At 63.0% G+C, this 15,717-nt stretch carries 16 protein-coding genes; 12 read left to right on the top strand and 4 right to left on the bottom strand.

Annotation, left to right across the window (positions count from 1 at the left end; translation table 11 throughout):
- Nucleotides 1-48 precede the first annotated feature (48 nt).
- The 3 genes from DXT59_RS10775 to acs form a co-directional block, all read right to left on the bottom strand.
- The gene (locus tag DXT59_RS10775; RefSeq protein WP_116136888.1) at nucleotides 49-2,067 is read right to left on the bottom strand and encodes a sodium:solute symporter family protein; all 2,019 of its coding nucleotides are present in this window, start codon (nucleotides 2,065-2,067) and stop codon (nucleotides 49-51) included.
- Nucleotides 2,064-2,423 (bottom strand): DUF4212 domain-containing protein, encoded by a 360-nt coding sequence (locus DXT59_RS10770; RefSeq protein ID WP_205417404.1) that lies wholly within the window; start codon nucleotides 2,421-2,423, stop codon nucleotides 2,064-2,066. The genes DXT59_RS10775 and DXT59_RS10770 overlap by 4 nt, the downstream gene beginning before the upstream one ends.
- A 115-nt stretch (nucleotides 2,424-2,538) precedes the next feature.
- Nucleotides 2,539-4,521, bottom strand: a complete 1,983-nt coding sequence (acs, locus tag DXT59_RS10765) for an acetate--CoA ligase (protein WP_116136887.1) — start codon at nucleotides 4,519-4,521, stop codon at nucleotides 2,539-2,541.
- A gap of 302 nt (nucleotides 4,522-4,823) precedes the next feature.
- On the opposite strand from acs, the gene DXT59_RS10760 reads away from it, so the two are divergent.
- From DXT59_RS10760 to DXT59_RS10725, 8 genes are all read left to right on the top strand, one after another.
- Nucleotides 4,824-5,723 (top strand): DMT family transporter, encoded by a 900-nt coding sequence (locus DXT59_RS10760; RefSeq protein WP_116136972.1) that lies wholly within the window; start codon nucleotides 4,824-4,826, stop codon nucleotides 5,721-5,723.
- Between the two features lie 132 nt (nucleotides 5,724-5,855).
- Nucleotides 5,856-7,391 carry a fumarate hydratase gene (locus DXT59_RS10755; RefSeq protein ID WP_116136886.1) on the top strand — a complete coding sequence of 512 codons (1,536 nt, stop codon included), beginning with the start codon at nucleotides 5,856-5,858 and terminating at the stop codon, nucleotides 7,389-7,391.
- A gap of 162 nt (nucleotides 7,392-7,553) precedes the next feature.
- Nucleotides 7,554-8,036 carry a bacterioferritin gene (gene bfr / locus DXT59_RS10750; protein WP_116136885.1) on the top strand — a complete coding sequence of 161 codons (483 nt, stop codon included), beginning with the start codon at nucleotides 7,554-7,556 and terminating at the stop codon, nucleotides 8,034-8,036.
- Nucleotides 8,037-8,096: 60 nt separating this feature from the next.
- The gene (gene murI / locus DXT59_RS10745) at nucleotides 8,097-9,017 is read left to right on the top strand and encodes a glutamate racemase (RefSeq protein WP_116136971.1); all 921 of its coding nucleotides are present in this window, start codon (nucleotides 8,097-8,099) and stop codon (nucleotides 9,015-9,017) included.
- A 230-nt stretch (nucleotides 9,018-9,247) separates the two neighbouring features.
- Nucleotides 9,248-9,499, top strand: coding sequence for a (2Fe-2S)-binding protein (locus tag DXT59_RS10740; protein ID WP_116136884.1), 252 nt, complete (start codon nucleotides 9,248-9,250; stop codon nucleotides 9,497-9,499).
- A gap of 263 nt (nucleotides 9,500-9,762) precedes the next feature.
- Nucleotides 9,763-10,476 (top strand): energy transducer TonB, encoded by a 714-nt coding sequence (locus tag DXT59_RS10735; RefSeq protein ID WP_116136883.1) that lies wholly within the window; start codon nucleotides 9,763-9,765, stop codon nucleotides 10,474-10,476.
- 38 nt (nucleotides 10,477-10,514) lie between these two features.
- Nucleotides 10,515-11,243, top strand: a complete 729-nt coding sequence (locus tag DXT59_RS10730; protein ID WP_116136882.1) for a MotA/TolQ/ExbB proton channel family protein — start codon at nucleotides 10,515-10,517, stop codon at nucleotides 11,241-11,243.
- Nucleotides 11,244-11,255: 12 nt separating this feature from the next.
- Nucleotides 11,256-11,675, top strand: a complete 420-nt coding sequence (locus tag DXT59_RS10725; RefSeq protein ID WP_116136881.1) for an ExbD/TolR family protein — start codon at nucleotides 11,256-11,258, stop codon at nucleotides 11,673-11,675.
- A gap of 353 nt (nucleotides 11,676-12,028) precedes the next feature.
- Here the strand turns inward: DXT59_RS10725 and DXT59_RS10720 are convergent, their stop codons facing one another.
- Nucleotides 12,029-13,033 carry a LysR family transcriptional regulator gene (locus tag DXT59_RS10720; RefSeq protein WP_116136880.1) on the bottom strand — a complete coding sequence of 335 codons (1,005 nt, stop codon included), beginning with the start codon at nucleotides 13,031-13,033 and terminating at the stop codon, nucleotides 12,029-12,031.
- A gap of 124 nt (nucleotides 13,034-13,157) precedes the next feature.
- Here DXT59_RS10720 and DXT59_RS10715 point away from each other — a divergent pair, with 124 nt between their 5' ends.
- The 4 genes from DXT59_RS10715 (at nucleotide 13,158) to hemP (ending at nucleotide 15,555) form a co-directional block, all read left to right on the top strand.
- Complete coding sequence (locus tag DXT59_RS10715) at nucleotides 13,158-14,030, top strand: pirin family protein (RefSeq protein ID WP_116136879.1); 873 nt, start codon at nucleotides 13,158-13,160, stop codon at nucleotides 14,028-14,030.
- A 155-nt stretch (nucleotides 14,031-14,185) separates the two neighbouring features.
- The gene (locus tag DXT59_RS10710) at nucleotides 14,186-14,611 is read left to right on the top strand and encodes an OsmC family protein (protein ID WP_116136878.1); all 426 of its coding nucleotides are present in this window, start codon (nucleotides 14,186-14,188) and stop codon (nucleotides 14,609-14,611) included.
- A 40-nt stretch (nucleotides 14,612-14,651) separates the two neighbouring features.
- Nucleotides 14,652-15,134 carry an SRPBCC family protein gene (locus tag DXT59_RS10705; RefSeq protein WP_116136877.1) on the top strand — a complete coding sequence of 161 codons (483 nt, stop codon included), beginning with the start codon at nucleotides 14,652-14,654 and terminating at the stop codon, nucleotides 15,132-15,134.
- 157 nt (nucleotides 15,135-15,291) lie between these two features.
- A complete protein-coding gene (gene hemP / locus DXT59_RS10700) occupies nucleotides 15,292-15,555 on the top strand; it encodes a hemin uptake protein HemP (protein WP_116136876.1) in 264 nt (87 codons plus the stop codon).
- Nucleotides 15,556-15,717 lie beyond the last annotated feature (162 nt).

Raw genomic sequence — 15,717 nt, 5'->3', positions numbered from 1 at the left:
GTTGGTGCACTACGCTCGCCTGACCGCGCCCCCGCCCCACCCGCCCCATCAAGGATGCCGAATATAGTCCACCAGCGCCTTCGTACGCGCATCGGGCGCCTGATCGAACAAACTGACGACGATCGTCGCAACAAACCCGGCGGGCACCCCAAACACGCCTGAGCTAATCGGCTCGATCCCGAACCACCTCGGCCCGACGAACCCGGTCAACTGCCTAAAGTACGGATACGTCGAAACGATGTAATAAACGCACACCGCCAACCCCGCCAGCATCCCCGCGACCGCGCCCCGCTGCGTCGTCCGCTTCCAGAACACGCCGAGCACGAGCACCGGGAAAAAGCTCGACGCCGCCAACGAAAACGCCGCCCCCACCAAGAACAAGATGTTCCCCGTATTGAGCGACGCCACATAAGACGCGAACAGCGCCACCCCAAGCAGCAAAATCTTCGAAATCGTGACGCGCCGCTGGCTCGACGCCTCGGGATCGACCATGTGGTAATAAATGTCGTGCGACAACGCATTCGCGATCGTCAGCAGCAAACCATCCGCCGTCGAAAGCGCCGCCGCCAATGCCCCGGCCGCAACGAGCCCCGATATCACATACGGCAACCCCCCAATCTCCGGTGCCGCCAGCACCACCATATCGGGCTGAAGGCGAATCGCCGACCATCGAATGATGCCGTCGCCATTGCCCACATCGATACCGATCAACCCCGGTTCCGCGCGATGCCATTGCGTCACCCACGCCGGCCAATCGGCCATCGACCGCCCGACAAGATGCGTCAACACTTCATACTTGATCAAAACCGCGAGCACCGGCACGGAGACGTAAAACAGCGCGATAAAGAATAACGTCCAAGCGACCGATCGCCGAGCCGAACTCACCGAGGTCGTCGTGTTGTACCGCGACAAGATATGCGGCAAGCTCGCCGTGCCAAGCGATAAGCACAACAACAGAGAAAGAAAATTGCGCTCGTGCGTTCGCCGCTCGCCATTGCTCGCAGCCGGAAACGGTTCGTACATCGGCACGGGATCGGTTGCGCGCGCAAGCAAATCGTCACGCTCTTGCATCCAGACCACGCGCGCGGCCGCCGCATCGCGCGGGAAGGCCTCGAGCGCCGCCTCGCGCGCGTGAATGTCACGCAGCGGTCCATTGTGGCGGCGCAAGTCGTCGAGCTCGCGCATCAAGCGCGCCTTCTCATCGAGATACGAACCCGGGAGCGCTGCGAGCCGCCGGTCGATTTGCGCCACCCATGCGCGATACGACGCGCGAACGCTGCGCTCCTGCGGCGCATCGCGCACCATGCGGTCGAGCGTCTCCATGCGCTCCATCATCCGCCCATACGTCAATTGCGGCACCCATCCGAGCCCTTCCTTGTGCGCGATCATCGACACGGGTATCAAAAACGCACTGATGAGAATCACGTACTGCGCCACCTGAGTCCAGGTCACCGCACGCATGCCGCCGAGAAACGAACACACGAGAATGCCCGCCAATCCGCAAGCAATACCGATAGCAAAATCGACGCCGATAAAGCGTGTCGCGATAAGCCCCACCCCCTGTATCTGCGCGACGAGATAGACGAACGAACACAATATCGCGGCCATCGCCGCGATGCCGCGCACGACGTTGCTCGAATACCGCGTGCCGAGAAAATCGGGAATCGTGTAGCGCGCAAGCTTGCGCACATACGGCGCGAGCAAGAAGGCGACGAGGCAGTAGCCGCCCGTCCAGCCCATCAGGTATGCAAGCCCGTAGTAGCCGGTGGCGTAAAGCGATCCCGCGAGCCCGATAAACGAGGCGGCCGAGAGCCAATCGGCCGCGGTCGCCATGCCGTTGAAGGCGGCCGGAACACGCCGCCCCGCCACGTAATACTCGACGAGATCGGAGGTGCGCGATAGCAGTCCGATCACCGCATAAACCGCGATCGGCACGAACAAGAAGACGTAACCCACCCATACGCCCGGCCCCGTCGCGCGCTCGATCCGCCACATCGTATAAACGAACAGAAAAAAACCGAGCGTATACAACGCATAGGCACGCGCCAGCCGGCTCACGAGCCTCATCGCGTGACCTCCCGGGACAAGTCGCTCGCGGCATCGTCCGCCGCGGCCTGGCGCAAGCGCCGGTCGGCGCGTGTCATCGCAACGATATAGACAGCGATCAACAACAGATAAACAATGATCGCGCCTTGCGCCCCAAGGTAAAACGGCAATCGGAAGCCCGCCACGCGCAAGCCCGTAAGCGTTCGCGCAAAGACCGGGACGATAAACGAAACGGCAAACCCGATCAGCATCAACACGCTGATCAAGATCACGTTAAAGCGCCAATAGCGACGATGGGCGAGGAGCATCGCACTCGAAACCGGAGGCGGTTCGAGCGAGCGTTGAGCGACGGGATCGAGAGGACGTGGCGCGGCCATGCGCCTATGTATCAAAAAGGCGCGGCACGGGCAATTGGGATTGTCCGTGCCGCACCTTTAACAGAGCGCCGGCAGCCTACTTGCCGCTACCACCCGCTACCACCGCATCATGCGCTCAACGCACTTCGGCGAGTTGGTCGAGGATTGCCGGGTTTTCGAGCGTGGAGACGTCTTGCGTGATCTCCTCGCCCTTCGCCAATGAACGCAGCAAGCGCCGCATGATCTTGCCCGAGCGGGTCTTCGGCAAGTTCTCGCCGAAGCGGATGTCCTTCGGCTTCGCGATCGGACCGATCTCCTTACCCACCCACGCGCGCAACTCGTTCGCGAGCTTCACCGCTTCCTCGCCCTCGGGGCGGGCCCGCTTGAGCACGACAAATGCGACGACGGCTTCTCCCGTCGTATCGTCGGGCCGGCCTACGACAGCCGCCTCGGCAACGATCGGGTTGGCCACGAGCGCCGATTCGATCTCCATCGTCCCGAGCCGGTGCCCCGAGACGTTTAGCACGTCGTCGATCCGGCCCATGATCGTGAAGTAACCCGTGTCCTTGTCGCGTACCGAGCCGTCGCCGGCCAGATACAGGTTGCCACCCAGCTCAGCGGGGAAATAGCTCTTCTTGAAGCGTTCAGGATCGCCCCACACGGTACGCAGCATCGAAGGCCACGGGCGCTTCACGACCAGAATCCCGCCCTGCCCGTTCGGCACGTCTTGCCCCGTCTCGTCGACGATCGCAGCCATGATGCCCGGCAGCGGCAACGTACAGGACCCCGGAACGAGCGGCGTGGCACCGGGCATCGGGGCGATCATGTGGCCGCCGGTTTCGGTCTGCCACCATGTATCGATCACTGGGCAACGCGCACCGCCGACCTGCTCGTAGTACCACACCCATGCCTCGGGGTTGATGGGCTCGCCCACCGTGCCGAGAATGCGCAGACTCGACAGATCGAAACTCTTCGGGTGGACCTTCTCGTCGGCATCGGCGATCTTGATCAGCGAACGGATAGCCGTGGGCGCCGTATAGAAAATGCTGACCTTGTGCTTCTCGATCATGCTCCAGAAGCGGCCTCCGTCCGGGTAGGTCGGCACGCCCTCGAACACGACCTGCGTCGCGCCCAGTGCCAGCGGACCATACGTGATGTAGGTATGACCCGTGATCCAGCCGATGTCGGCCGTACACCAGAAGACGTCCGACGGCTTCCAGTCGAACGTCCATTTCATCGTCTGCGCGGCCCACAGCAGATACCCGCCCGTGCTGTGCTGCACGCCCTTGGGCTTGCCCGTCGAACCCGACGTGTAAAGCACGAACAGCGGATGCTCGGCACTGAGCCATTCGGGCTCGCAGCTCGTCGCTTCTTGCGCGGCGATCTCATGCATCCACAAATCGCGCGAAGCATCCCAGTCGACATTGCCGCCGGTGCGCCGATAAACGATCACGCTCTTGACGGCCTCGCACCCGCCCATGGTCAGCGCCTCGTCGGCGATGCGCTTGAGCGGCAACGCCTTGCCGCCGCGCATTTGCTCATCGGCCGTGATCAGCGCGACGGCGCCCACGTCCACGAGCCGCTCGTTCAGCGACTTCGACGAAAACCCGCCGAACACGACGGAGTGCGGCGCACCGATGCGCGCACACGCTTGCATGGCAACGACGCCTTCGACCGACATCGGCATATAGATGACGACGCGATCGCCCTTTTTTACGCCGCGCCGTTTGAGCGCATTGGCGAAGCGGCAAACGCGCTCGAGCAAGTCGCGATACGTGACGTGCGTGACGGCGCCGTCGTCGGTTTCGAAGATCAGCGCGGTGCGCTCGCCGTGGCCGGCTTCGACATGGCGGTCCAAGCAGTTGTACGACGCGTTCAGCTCGCCGTCTTCAAACCACTTGAAAAACGGCGCGTCGGACTCGTCGAGTACTTTCGAGAACGGTTTGCGCCAGGTGAGAGTCTCGCGCGCAAGCTTCGCCCAAAAGCCGTCGTAATCGCGCTCGGCCTCGGCCATCAACGCCCGGTATGCGTCCATTCCCGAAATCGCCGCGCCGGCCGACGCCTCGGCGGTAGGCGCGAATACGCGGTTTTCGCGAAGAACCGATTCAATCGCAGACATCGACTACTCCCTTATCGACAAGATGAAACTCGAATCCCGCGGCGGCAGGCGGATGCCGGCTAACCGCGCAAGACGGAAATGAAATGCCGCATCGCAACAATCAAGCGTCATGCGGAGCGCGCTCGCATGATAGTGGGTGCACAGTAGCGACGACAACTTACCGGGTTCTTACATCAGCCGCCATCGTCCGTTCGGTCATTCGCGCAGCTACGCTCCACGGGGCTCGCGCGCGCCGCACCTCGGGTTTACCTGATCGCGCATGCCCCTCTACAATGCTAGCCGAACTCCCCTCGGATCACAGCTTGAATCGCTACGCTTGGTTTCTCATCGCCGCAATGCTGCTCGTCGGCAGCAATGTCGGTATCGGTAAGTCGATCGTCGCTTTCGTTCCCGTGCTCGTCTTCGCGCTACTGCGTTTCGTCATTGCGCTCGCGGTATTGTGGCCGCTCTTGCGGCCCTCGAAAATGCGCTGCGTCAAACGGGGCGAATGGCTCAATCTGTTCTTGCAGGCCCTCTTCGGCACATTCGGGTTTACGCTGCTGATGCTGAACGGCGTAGCCCGCACGAGCGCCGTGGCCGCCGGCGTCATCACGAGCACGATACCGGCGGTCGTCGCCCTATTCGCCTGGGTCTTTCTCGGCGAACGGCCGAACGCGCGCGCCTGTATCTCGATCGCGCTCGCCATCGTCGGTATCGTGGCCGTCAACCTATCGCACGGCACGGCGGCGGCAGCCCATGGCCCAGCGGGATCGCTCGCCGGCAATCTCATGGTGCTGGGAGCGGTCTGCTGCGAATCGCTCTACGTGATCTTGTCGCGCCGGCTCACCCAAACGCTCACGGCCATCGATATCTGTGCCTATACCCATTTGTTCGGCTTCTTGCTGATGCTGCCGCTCGGGATCAAAGCCATGGCCAGCTTCGACTTCGCCGCCGTGCCCTCGAGCATTTGGGCGCTCACGCTTTGGTATGGTCTATCGGCCAGTATTTTCTCGTTCTGGCTCTGGATGAAAGGCATCCGGCATGTGCACGGTTCGCTTGCCGGCGTGTTCAGCGCGGTGTTGCCCGTTGCGGCGGCAGGTTACGGCATCGTCTTCTTGGGCGAGCGCCCCACGCTCGCCCACGGCATCGCGCTTGCCTGCGTCATCACCGGCATCGCCGTCGCAAGCGTCGAGCTCAAGCGCTCGCCGCCGGTTGCCTCCTGACGCCCGGGACGTTACGCCGCAGGCAGCCTTGGGGTGCTCGCGGCGCCGGCGCGGTACAATAGCGCGATTTGCGCGCGCATTTTTTAGCGCCCGCGTGTTCGTTTCGCCGCTCCGTCCCCACAGCACTCAGCCATGACAGTCATTAAACAGGAAGACCTCATCCAGAGCGTCGCCGACGCGCTGCAGTACATCAGCTACTACCATCCGCTCGACTACATCCAGGCCCTGGGCCGTGCGTACGAGCTGGAGCAAAGCCCGGCCGCGAAAGACGCAATCGCTCAGATCCTGACGAATAGCCGGATGTGCGCCGAAGGCCGCCGCCCGATCTGCCAAGACACGGGCATCGTCACGGTCTTTCTGAAAATCGGCATGGACGTGCGTTGGGGCAGCGCAAGCGGTCCGGCGACGATGAGCGTCACCGATATGGTCAACGAAGGGGTGCGTCGCGGCTATCTGAACCCCGACAACGTCCTGCGCGCATCGATCGTGAATCCGCCCGAAGGCGCCCGCAAGAACACGAAGGACAATACGCCCGCCGTCATCCACTACGAGATCGTGCCCGGCGACAAGGTGGACGTGCAGGTCGCGGCCAAGGGCGGCGGCTCGGAAAACAAATCGAAGTTCGCGATGCTCAACCCGTCCGATTCGATCGTCGATTGGGTCCTGAAGACGGTGCCGACGATGGGCGCAGGCTGGTGCCCGCCGGGCATGCTCGGCATCGGCATCGGCGGCACGGCCGAAAAGGCGATGCTGATGGCGAAGGAATCGCTGATGGATCCGATCGACATCCAGGACATCATCGCGCGCGGCCCGCGCGACTGGATCGAGGAATTGCGCGTCGAACTGCACGAAAAAGTGAACGCGCTCGGCATCGGCGCGCAAGGCCTCGGCGGTCTGGCCACCGTGCTGGACGTCAAGATCATGGCCGCGCCGACGCACGCCGCATCCAAGCCGATCGCGATCATCCCGAACTGTGCGGCCACGCGCCACGCGCACTTCACGCTCGACGGCACGGGCGCGGCCCATCTCGAGGCGCCCTCGCTCGACGCTTGGCCGAAGGTGCAATGGGAGCCGAACACGGAAACGAGCAAGCGCGTCGACCTGAACACGCTTACGCCCGAGGAAGTGGCGAGCTGGAAGCCGGGCCAAACGCTGCTGCTGTCCGGCAAGATGCTGACGGGGCGCGATGCGGCTCACAAGCGTATCGCCGATATGCTCGCCAAGGGCGAAAAGCTGCCGGTGGACTTCACGAATCGCGTGATCTATTACGTGGGCCCGGTCGATCCGGTGCGCGATGAGGTCGTCGGCCCGGCCGGCCCGACCACGGCGACGCGCATGGACAAGTTCACCGAAACGATGCTCGCGCAGACGGGTCTCATTTCGATGATCGGCAAGGCGGAGCGCGGCCCCGTTGCGATCGAGGCGATCAAGAAGCACAAGGCGGCGTACTTGATGGCCGTCGGCGGCGCCGCCTATCTCGTCTCGAAGGCCATTCGCGGCGCGAAGGTACTGGCGTTCGAAGATCTCGGTATGGAAGCGATTTACGAATTCGACGTGGCCGATATGCCCGTCACGGTGGCCGTCGACTCGAACGGTACGTCGGTCCATCAAACGGGGCCGAAGGAGTGGCAAGCCAAGATCGGCAAGCTCCCGGTCGTCACCGCTTAAGCGCTGCCCCGTCATCTCGACAAAAGCCGGGCCGCGCGCCCGGCTTTTTCGATGGGGGATCGGCCGAACGGCCAACGCGATGTCCGAAACCTTGGCTTTTGGTCATACAGCGTTTATCGTTTGCCAACACGAGCCCAATAGCATCTAGAACAAGGAACCCATATGCAAGGCGATAAGAAAGTCATCGAATATCTGAACGCGCAGCTCAAGAACGAGCTCACCGCGATCAATCAGTACTTCCTGCATGCGCGGATGTACAAGCATTGGGGGCTCGAAAAACTCGGCAAGCACGAGTACGACGAATCGATCGGCGAAATGAAACACGCCGATATGCTGATCGAACGCATCTTCATGCTCGACGGTCTGCCCAATTTGCAGGACTTGCACAAGCTATTGATCGGCGAGGAAACGAAAGAGATCCTCGAGTGCGATCTGAAGCTGGAGCAAGGCTCGCAGGCCACGTGCAAGGAAGCGATCGCCTACTGCGAATCGGTGCGCGATTTCGTTTCGCGCGGGATTTTCTCGACGATCCTCGACGACACGGAAGAGCACATCGACTGGCTGGAGACGCAGCTCGATCTCATCGATAAGGTCGGCATCCAGAACTACCAGCAATCGGCCCTGGGCTCGGCGGCCGGCTCCTGATCGCCGCGCGCTCGCGTACCGCCCGCGTTTGCCTTGCCGGCCATGACCGCACCGCCCGCCATGCCCCTCGACGAATCCGCGCCCTCGATGGCGCGCGGCCATGCCGCGCCGATCGGTATCTTCGATTCGGGGCTCGGAGGACTCTCGGTGCTGCGCGCCATCCGCGCACAGCTACCGCATGAGTCGCTGCTGTACGTCGCCGATTCGCTCCATGCGCCCTATGGGCTGCGAGACAACGAATTTATCTCCGAACGCACGCTCGCGATCGGCGAATGGCTGGTCTCCCAAGGCGCGAAGGCGCTCGTCGTTGCCTGCAATACCGCGACCGCGGAGTCGATTGCCCTGGCGCGCGGGCGTTTAGCGATCCCCATCATCGGCGTCGAGCCGGGCATCAAACCGGCCGCCAACCAGTCCAAATCGCGCGTGGCGGGCGTGCTCGCCACGCAAGTCACGCTGCGCAGCGAACGGTTTCGCTCGTTGATCGAACGTTATGCGGCCGATTGCCGCTTCCTCTGCCAACCGGGCCATGGGCTCGTGGAAGCGGTCGAGCGCTGCGAGATCGATACGGCGGAGGTGCGCGCGCTGCTCGCGAGCTATCTCGAACCGATGCTCGCGGCGGGCGCCGATACGCTCGTTCTCGGGTGCACTCACTACCCGTTTCTCGACGCGGCGATCCGCGACATCGCGGCTGGGCGTCTAACGCTCATCGATACGAGCGTGGCGATCGCGCGGCAACTCGAACGCGTGCTCGATGCAAACGGCTTGCGTGCGCCGGCCGATGCCGCGGCGGCCGATGCCGCGGCAGCCGATGTCGTGGCGGCCGACGCCGATAGGCAGCCACGCGAGCCCCGGCTCTACTCGACCGGTGAAATCGCCCATATGCGGCAGCTCGCTTCGACGCTGCTCGGCCTGGCGGGACCGGTCGAGCACATTCGCATTACTTCGCTGCGCCGCGCGCCGGAGCGCACACCCTCCGCTTGACCATTTGGTCCGCCCCGGCCTCCAATCCCGATCCCCGCCGCCTTCACAGCCGCCGGCGGCCCCTTCCCCCCTCGTTCGCGTCCCGTGCGCGCACGGGTAGACGCGTCCCACGCCAAATCAGGGTTCGATCCCTCGTGCCCGCTTGTTACAAAAAACCGGACGACCTGCTTGCCAACGACGCAAAACGTAATGATAATAGTTCGCATTAACGTTCTACCTTGGCTTGAGTCATGATCGTCTGCGTGTGCAAGTCCGTCTCCGACCGAAAAATCCGCGCTGCCATCGCGGAAGGAGCAGACAGTTTCGATGAATTGCAATTCGAACTCGGCGTAGCCACCTGCTGCGGCAAGTGCGAAGAGTCGGTGCGCGAGGTCATGGCGCAGTGCGGCGTCTGCGAAAGCCATTGCGGGGTTGAGCGGCCCGTCCCGCTGCAGCCGGTTCAGCCTATCCCCGTTATCTTTTACGAGCGTAAAGCGGCCTGAGCGCCTGCTTTTGTCCGCCCGTTTTCGTTATTTCAGTCGGCACGCCAGTTCGCTTTCGCCAGCAGCCGCTCGTTTCGCTCTAGGAGCCCGGGATGGTTTTGCTCATTGGCTTTGTCACGACACTGTGCATCTCTTTGTTTATCTGCCGCTCGTGATGCGACATCGTACCGCCCACTCTGCCGGCAACGCCGCACCCAGTTCCCGCTAACATGCAAGCCTCGTCTCCCGTTGCGGCCGGCATAGGGCCGGCAACTCAATCCGGCATGTCGCGTTCGCGTATCGTCCCTGCGTTCTTGTCCGTCGCGCTCGCCCATGCGGTGCTGATCGGTGTCTTCGCCGTCGGGAACCGCACCGCGGCGCCCCGGCCGGTCGAATCGACGGCGATCGTCGCGCAACTGCTTAGCGAGCCGTCCGACGCACCCGCGGTGGCCGTGCAATCGCCGCCCGCACCGCCAGTCAAGCATATTCAGAAGGAACCGGAGCAACGGCGTGAGAGCCGCCCGCCTCCCCACGTGCCGAAGCCGCAAGTTGCCGCGCCCGTGCCGAATCCGAACGCAATCGCGCCCGCCGTTGCGCCGGCGCAGGCGAGCGCTGCGCCGATGAACATGGACAACGCCGCCGCGCCAACCTCGAAAGCGGCGGCAAACGCCGCTTCGCCTTCGCAGTCCGCACGCGAAACCATCGCCGTCGCCGCGCCGAAACACGTCGACCATGCGGAGTGCCGCATCGTCAAACCGGCCTACCCCGAGTTGTCGAAACGTCGCGGCGAAACGGGAACCGCTACCGTGCGCTTCGTCATCGGCGCCACCGGTGCCATCGATTCGGTTTCGCTCGTCAAAAGCAGCGGCTTCGCGCGGCTGGACGACGCGGCCGTCGATGCATTGCATGCGAGCACCTGCCAGCCGTACCTGGAAAACGGCGCCCCGATCCGCGTCTCGTACACGCAGGCGTTCACGTTCGGGCTCGACGACGACTGACTTCCATCTGCAAGAAGCAAAAACAAGAGGACGCACATATGCAAAGCTACGGTCTAGCCCACGCTTGGGCCCAAGGCGATCTGGTTACACGCGCGATTGCGCTGACGCTGCTGACGATGTCGCTGCTGTCTTGGACGGTCATCGTCGTCAAAGGGTGGAACATCGTGCGGCTGGGCCGCTTGACGAAAAACGCCGAACGTCAGTTCTGGCACTCGGACGATTTCGCCGCCGGCGTCGATACGCTGGCGCAGGCGCTGCCCTCGCGCGATCGCAATCCGTTTCTCGCACTGGCCCTATCGGGTCAAGAAGCCGCGGAGCATCATCAGCGCACGCGCCCCCATCTGCATGATCGGCTCGACGTCTCCGATTGGATCACGCGCTGCCTGAAAGATACGATGGACGACGGCATTGCCCACATGCAGCGCGGGCTCGCGGTGTTGGCCTCGATTGGCGGAACGGCTCCGTTCGTCGGATTATTCGGTACGGTTTGGGGCATTTACCATGCGCTGATCGCCATCGGCGAAAGTGGACAAGCATCGATCGATCGCATCGCGGGACCGATCGGCGAAGCGCTGATCATGACGGCCTTCGGGCTCGTCGTCGCCGTGCCCGCGGTGCTCGGCTACAACGCGCTCACGCGTTCGAACCGGGCGATCGTCGGCAGCCTGCGCCGCTTCGCCCATAGCCTGCACGCCTACTTCGTCACCGGCGCGCGCGTCGCTCCGGCGGCGAGCCCGGCGTTACGCGTGGCAACGCGCGCAAGCTGACGGGAGCGAACCATGGCGATGCCGCTATTCGAAGACGAGGCCGACGAAGGGCTCATGGGCGAAATCAACATGACGCCGTTGATCGACGTCATGTTGGTACTCCTAATCGTCTTTATGATCGCGATTCCGGCCATCGAGCACGCGATCAAGCTCGATCTACCGCACGTGGGTAGTCAGACGCAGGAGGTCAAGCCCGCCCATATCGAGGTGGGGCTGCGAGCCGACGGCACGCTCGTATGGGACGGTGCGAACGTCGACGACGCGGGTTTGCGTGACGCTTTGAAGCGCGCGGCGCAGACGAAGCCTCAACCGCAATTGCGGCTGCGCGCCGATCGAAAGGTGCCGTACGAACGAGTTGCCGACGTCATGGCGGCGGCACAGGAAAGCGGCCTGACGCAAATCGGATTCGTGACCGAGCCGCGTACGCGCTAAGCGCGGGCGGGTAGCCGCTTGCCGGTCGAGTCCACAAAGTAAAAGGCCCTCATCGGGCGATGAGGGCCTTTTTTGCTGCGCACGCGGCGCCTTCGGGCGGCGGGCTCGCAGCCATCGGACTGGCTGCCGAGCACCGCATGCGATCGCCGTGTCTCGCACGGACCACGCTGTCGGCCCTATCCGGCTTGCTATAAGAGCAGCCGTCTGGTTTCACGTTGGACGCCCCAACGCGAAAGGCAATTTACTATAGGTCTCGGCGCCCGGTGCTTCAAGACACCGGCCATTGAAACTACTGATCGCCGTCGCGACTTAAATGGCAAAAGCGATCCCGCGGCCCTTTCCTGCGTTCCATATCACCGCACCGGAGCGACGAGCGCCGAGGCCGCTTCCGTGTTCGCGAGCTGCGCCGCCCTCACCTGCTCGCGCGTCGGGCACTCCATCATCGTATGGTTCTCCTCGTCGAGTTTTTCCACGAGAAAATCGACGAACGCGCGCACGGCCGGCACCATGCCCTGCCGCGACACGAACACGGCGAAGAGCTGCGGCGTGGGCAAGGTCCAGCCGGGCATGACCGGCGAAAGCTGCCCCGCGCGCAAAGCGGCGCCGTACATCATCTCCGGCAGTGCGGCGATCCCCACGCCATCGAGCACCGCTTCGCGTATCGTCGACAAGTCGGCGGTTACGAGACGCGGCTCGTGCTCATGGATGTGGCGACGGCCGTCCGGCCCGATCAGATGAAACGTGTGCCTGCCGTCGCCGCTCGGCGTATCGAGCGTATCGAAACGGGCCAAATCGTCCGGCGAGACAGGCGGTGCGTGTTGACTCAGCAGGCTCGGCGAGCCCACGAGCATCTGCTGCGTGCGCCACAAGGGACGTACGACGATGTTGGCGCTGTCGGGCGGCTCCGACCGTACGCGCAGCGCGACGTCGACCGAATCCTCGTAAAGATCGATCACGCGATTCGTCACACGAACCGACACGCGCACTTCCGGATAGCGCAGCAAGAACTCGGGAAGGATGTGCGTGAGCATCGTCTGCGATAGGGTCACCGGCACGCTGACGCGCACGGTGCCGCGGGGCGACGAACGCAACTCCTGCACGGCATTCATCGCGGCCTGCGCTTCGGAAAGCATGATCTGGCAATGCCGGAAGAAGCGCTCGCCGGCCTCGGTCAGCGCGAGTTTGCGCGTGGAGCGCTGTAGCAGCCGCACGCCGAGCGAAGTTTCGAGTTCGGCCACGCGACGCGATAGCCGCGACTTCGAGATGCCCAGCACGCGTTCCGCCGCCGAGAAACCACCGTGTTCGACGACCTGCGCGAAATACATCAAATCATTTAGATTCTGCGAATCGAGTTGCATCTCATCGTTCCAACGGTAGGACAATCCATTGCTCTGACCAGGGCTAAAAGCGGCGCGCACCCGTTCATATAATAGGCCTCACATTCTTCCGCGACGCTTACGCGTCCCTTCCGAGGTACTCTCAATGACCACGTCTCGCACGATCCGCCACACCATCGCGGCCGTTCGCACCGTAGAAGGCGGCGGCTTCGTCGTTCATCGGCCCTTTCCGACTCGCATGTTAATGGACTTCGATCCTTTTTTGCTGCTCGATGAAATGGGCCCCGTCGATTACGCCCCCGGCGCTGCCAAGGGTGCGCCCGATCACCCGCATCGCGGCTTCGAAACCGTGACCTACATGCTCGAAGGCAGCTTCGCGCATAAGGATTCGGCGGGCCACTCGGGCGTGCTCAGGCCCGGCGACGTGCAGTGGATGACCGCCGGCGCCGGCGTCGTGCATAGCGAAATGCCCGATCCCGACTTCGCTCGCGCGGGCGGGCGCGTGCACGGACTACAGCTATGGGTGAATCTCCCGCGCCGCGACAAAATGATCGAGCCGCGCTATCAGGAGATTCCGTCCGAACGCATTCCGACCGCCGCGACGAGCGACGGCAAGGTCCGCGTCAAAGTCATCGCCGGCGAGGCGTTAGGGGTGAAAGCGGCTATCGAAACGCGCACGCCGATCATTTATCAGCACTTCACGCTCGAGCCGGGCGCGTCGATCGTGCAACCGGTACCGAGCGCGTATCGCGTCTTCGCCTATGCGCTGAGCGGGACGGGACGCTATGGGGACGAGGCACGTGAAATCGGCAAGCAGCGCATGGTGATTTTCGCCGACGACGGCGACGCAGTGACGCTGGCCGCCGGCGACGAACCGCTCGACGTGCTGCTGATCGGCGGCGTGCCGTTGGATGAGCCGGTGGTGCGCCACGGTCCCTTCGTCATGAATACGGAAGACGAGATCCGGCAAGCCATCGTCGATTACCAAGCCGGACGGATGGGCGAAATCGCGCATTGAAGCGCCTGCCTCTATCGCCCGAGCGGCCGCGTGCGAGGCACGCAGCGTACACTCGCGCGCGAATTGCGTCACAATAGCCGCTCTGCTGCGCGAGCCGGCGGCACGCCCGATGCGGCGCCCGCGCGCTCGCCGGCTTCCCAATCAGGAGGACAGGCATGAGCGAACGCGTTGTCACGGCAAGCATCGGCGCAATTAACTACCAAGTCACGTTCGACGACGGCGCCCATCACTTGTGGCACGCCGACGAACCCACATCGCTCGGCGGCGGCGACCGCGCCCCTACCCCGGTATCGCTTTTGCTGTCGAGTTTGGGTGCGTGCACGTCGATCACGTTGAAGATGTATGCGCAACGCAAGGGCTGGCCGCTCGAGGACGTTCAAGTATCGCTGTCGATGCAAACGGGCGATCAGGGCTCGACGATCGACCGCAAAATCGTCTTGCACGGCGAGTTGACCGATGAGCAACGCGAACGGCTGCTGCAAGTAGCCAACGCCTGCCCCGTCCATAAGATTTTGATGCGGCCGATCGCGATCAACACCGGGCTCGCGGCCACGTTGCCGGCAACGCCCGACGAAGTGTAGATCGTGCCCGACCGCCGCATTTGACGCAGAAGGAACGTCCTTGAATTTCGAACATCTCGTCCAGATCAACGATCCCCTGAACCCGCTCGCGGAAACATTGACGCGCGATCAGTTGTGGGAAGGGCTCGTGCTGCGCGCGGAGCAACCACAGCTTTTCGTGCTGGGTCTCGATAGCTGCACGATTCTGTCGCGCACCGCCGATACGCTCGAGCGCGAATTGCACTACGGCCATGCGACGGTGCGCGATCGGGTCACGTTGGTTCGCAACGAAAGCGTACGCTACGACATTCTCGCCACCGAGGCGCACGTGGGCGGTTCGCTCACGATGACGATCGAGCAACCGGACGCACTGCAGTTGTTCGTGCGCTTCGAGTACGCCACCACGTTGCCCACGCCCGATACCGAGGACGCGCGCCAAACCAGCGAAATCGTGAAATCGGCCTACCGCGAAGCCGACATCGATACCGTCCGGCTCATTCGCGAGTACGCGCGCAATCCGTCGCGGACAACGCCCCTTCATTGAGAGCAACGGCCGTTCGGGCCGCTCACTGCTTGCCGGCCATCGTTAAACGATGGTCGCGCCCTATCAATGCCCTATCTCGATGAATTTGTTTTTTACAATCGATAATGATTCTCATTTATAATCGACTCCATCGAATCGAACAACCAATGCTTCAAGCATGAGTGAATCCGCGCGCCAGTCCACGCTAACGTTGAGAACGTCTATGAGTACGCTCACTCGCTCCCGTTTGAAGAACGGAGCAACCCCGGCGTTGGTCACGCGCCGCGTCGGCACGCGTGAAGAAAGCGGCACTGGCCCGACCGAGCGAACGTTATCGAGCGAACACGTGTTGCAGGGGCACAGCCATGTTTTCATCGTTCACAACGGTGAGCGATATCAGTTGCGCGCCACTCGTTTAGGGAAGTTGATCCTGACCAAGTAAGCGCTAAGCACCGTGTATTGTGGGGACCACCTCCTTGAGAGGTGTTAGGCAGTAGCCAGCGCAACGTCGAGCACGTGAGTCTAGACCCCTTCGTGCCCCCTCTTTAACGACGTAGCAGCCAGCCAAGCCGCTTTTTTGGGTCCTTCACTCGGTTTGTCGTGC

The sequence above is a fragment of the Trinickia diaoshuihuensis genome (assembly GCF_003390925.1).
In the GTDB taxonomy this organism is placed as follows: domain Bacteria; phylum Pseudomonadota; class Gammaproteobacteria; order Burkholderiales; family Burkholderiaceae; genus Trinickia; species Trinickia diaoshuihuensis.
Note: the sequence above shows the minus strand (reverse complement) of the source record. Positions and strands in the feature narration are given on the sequence as shown.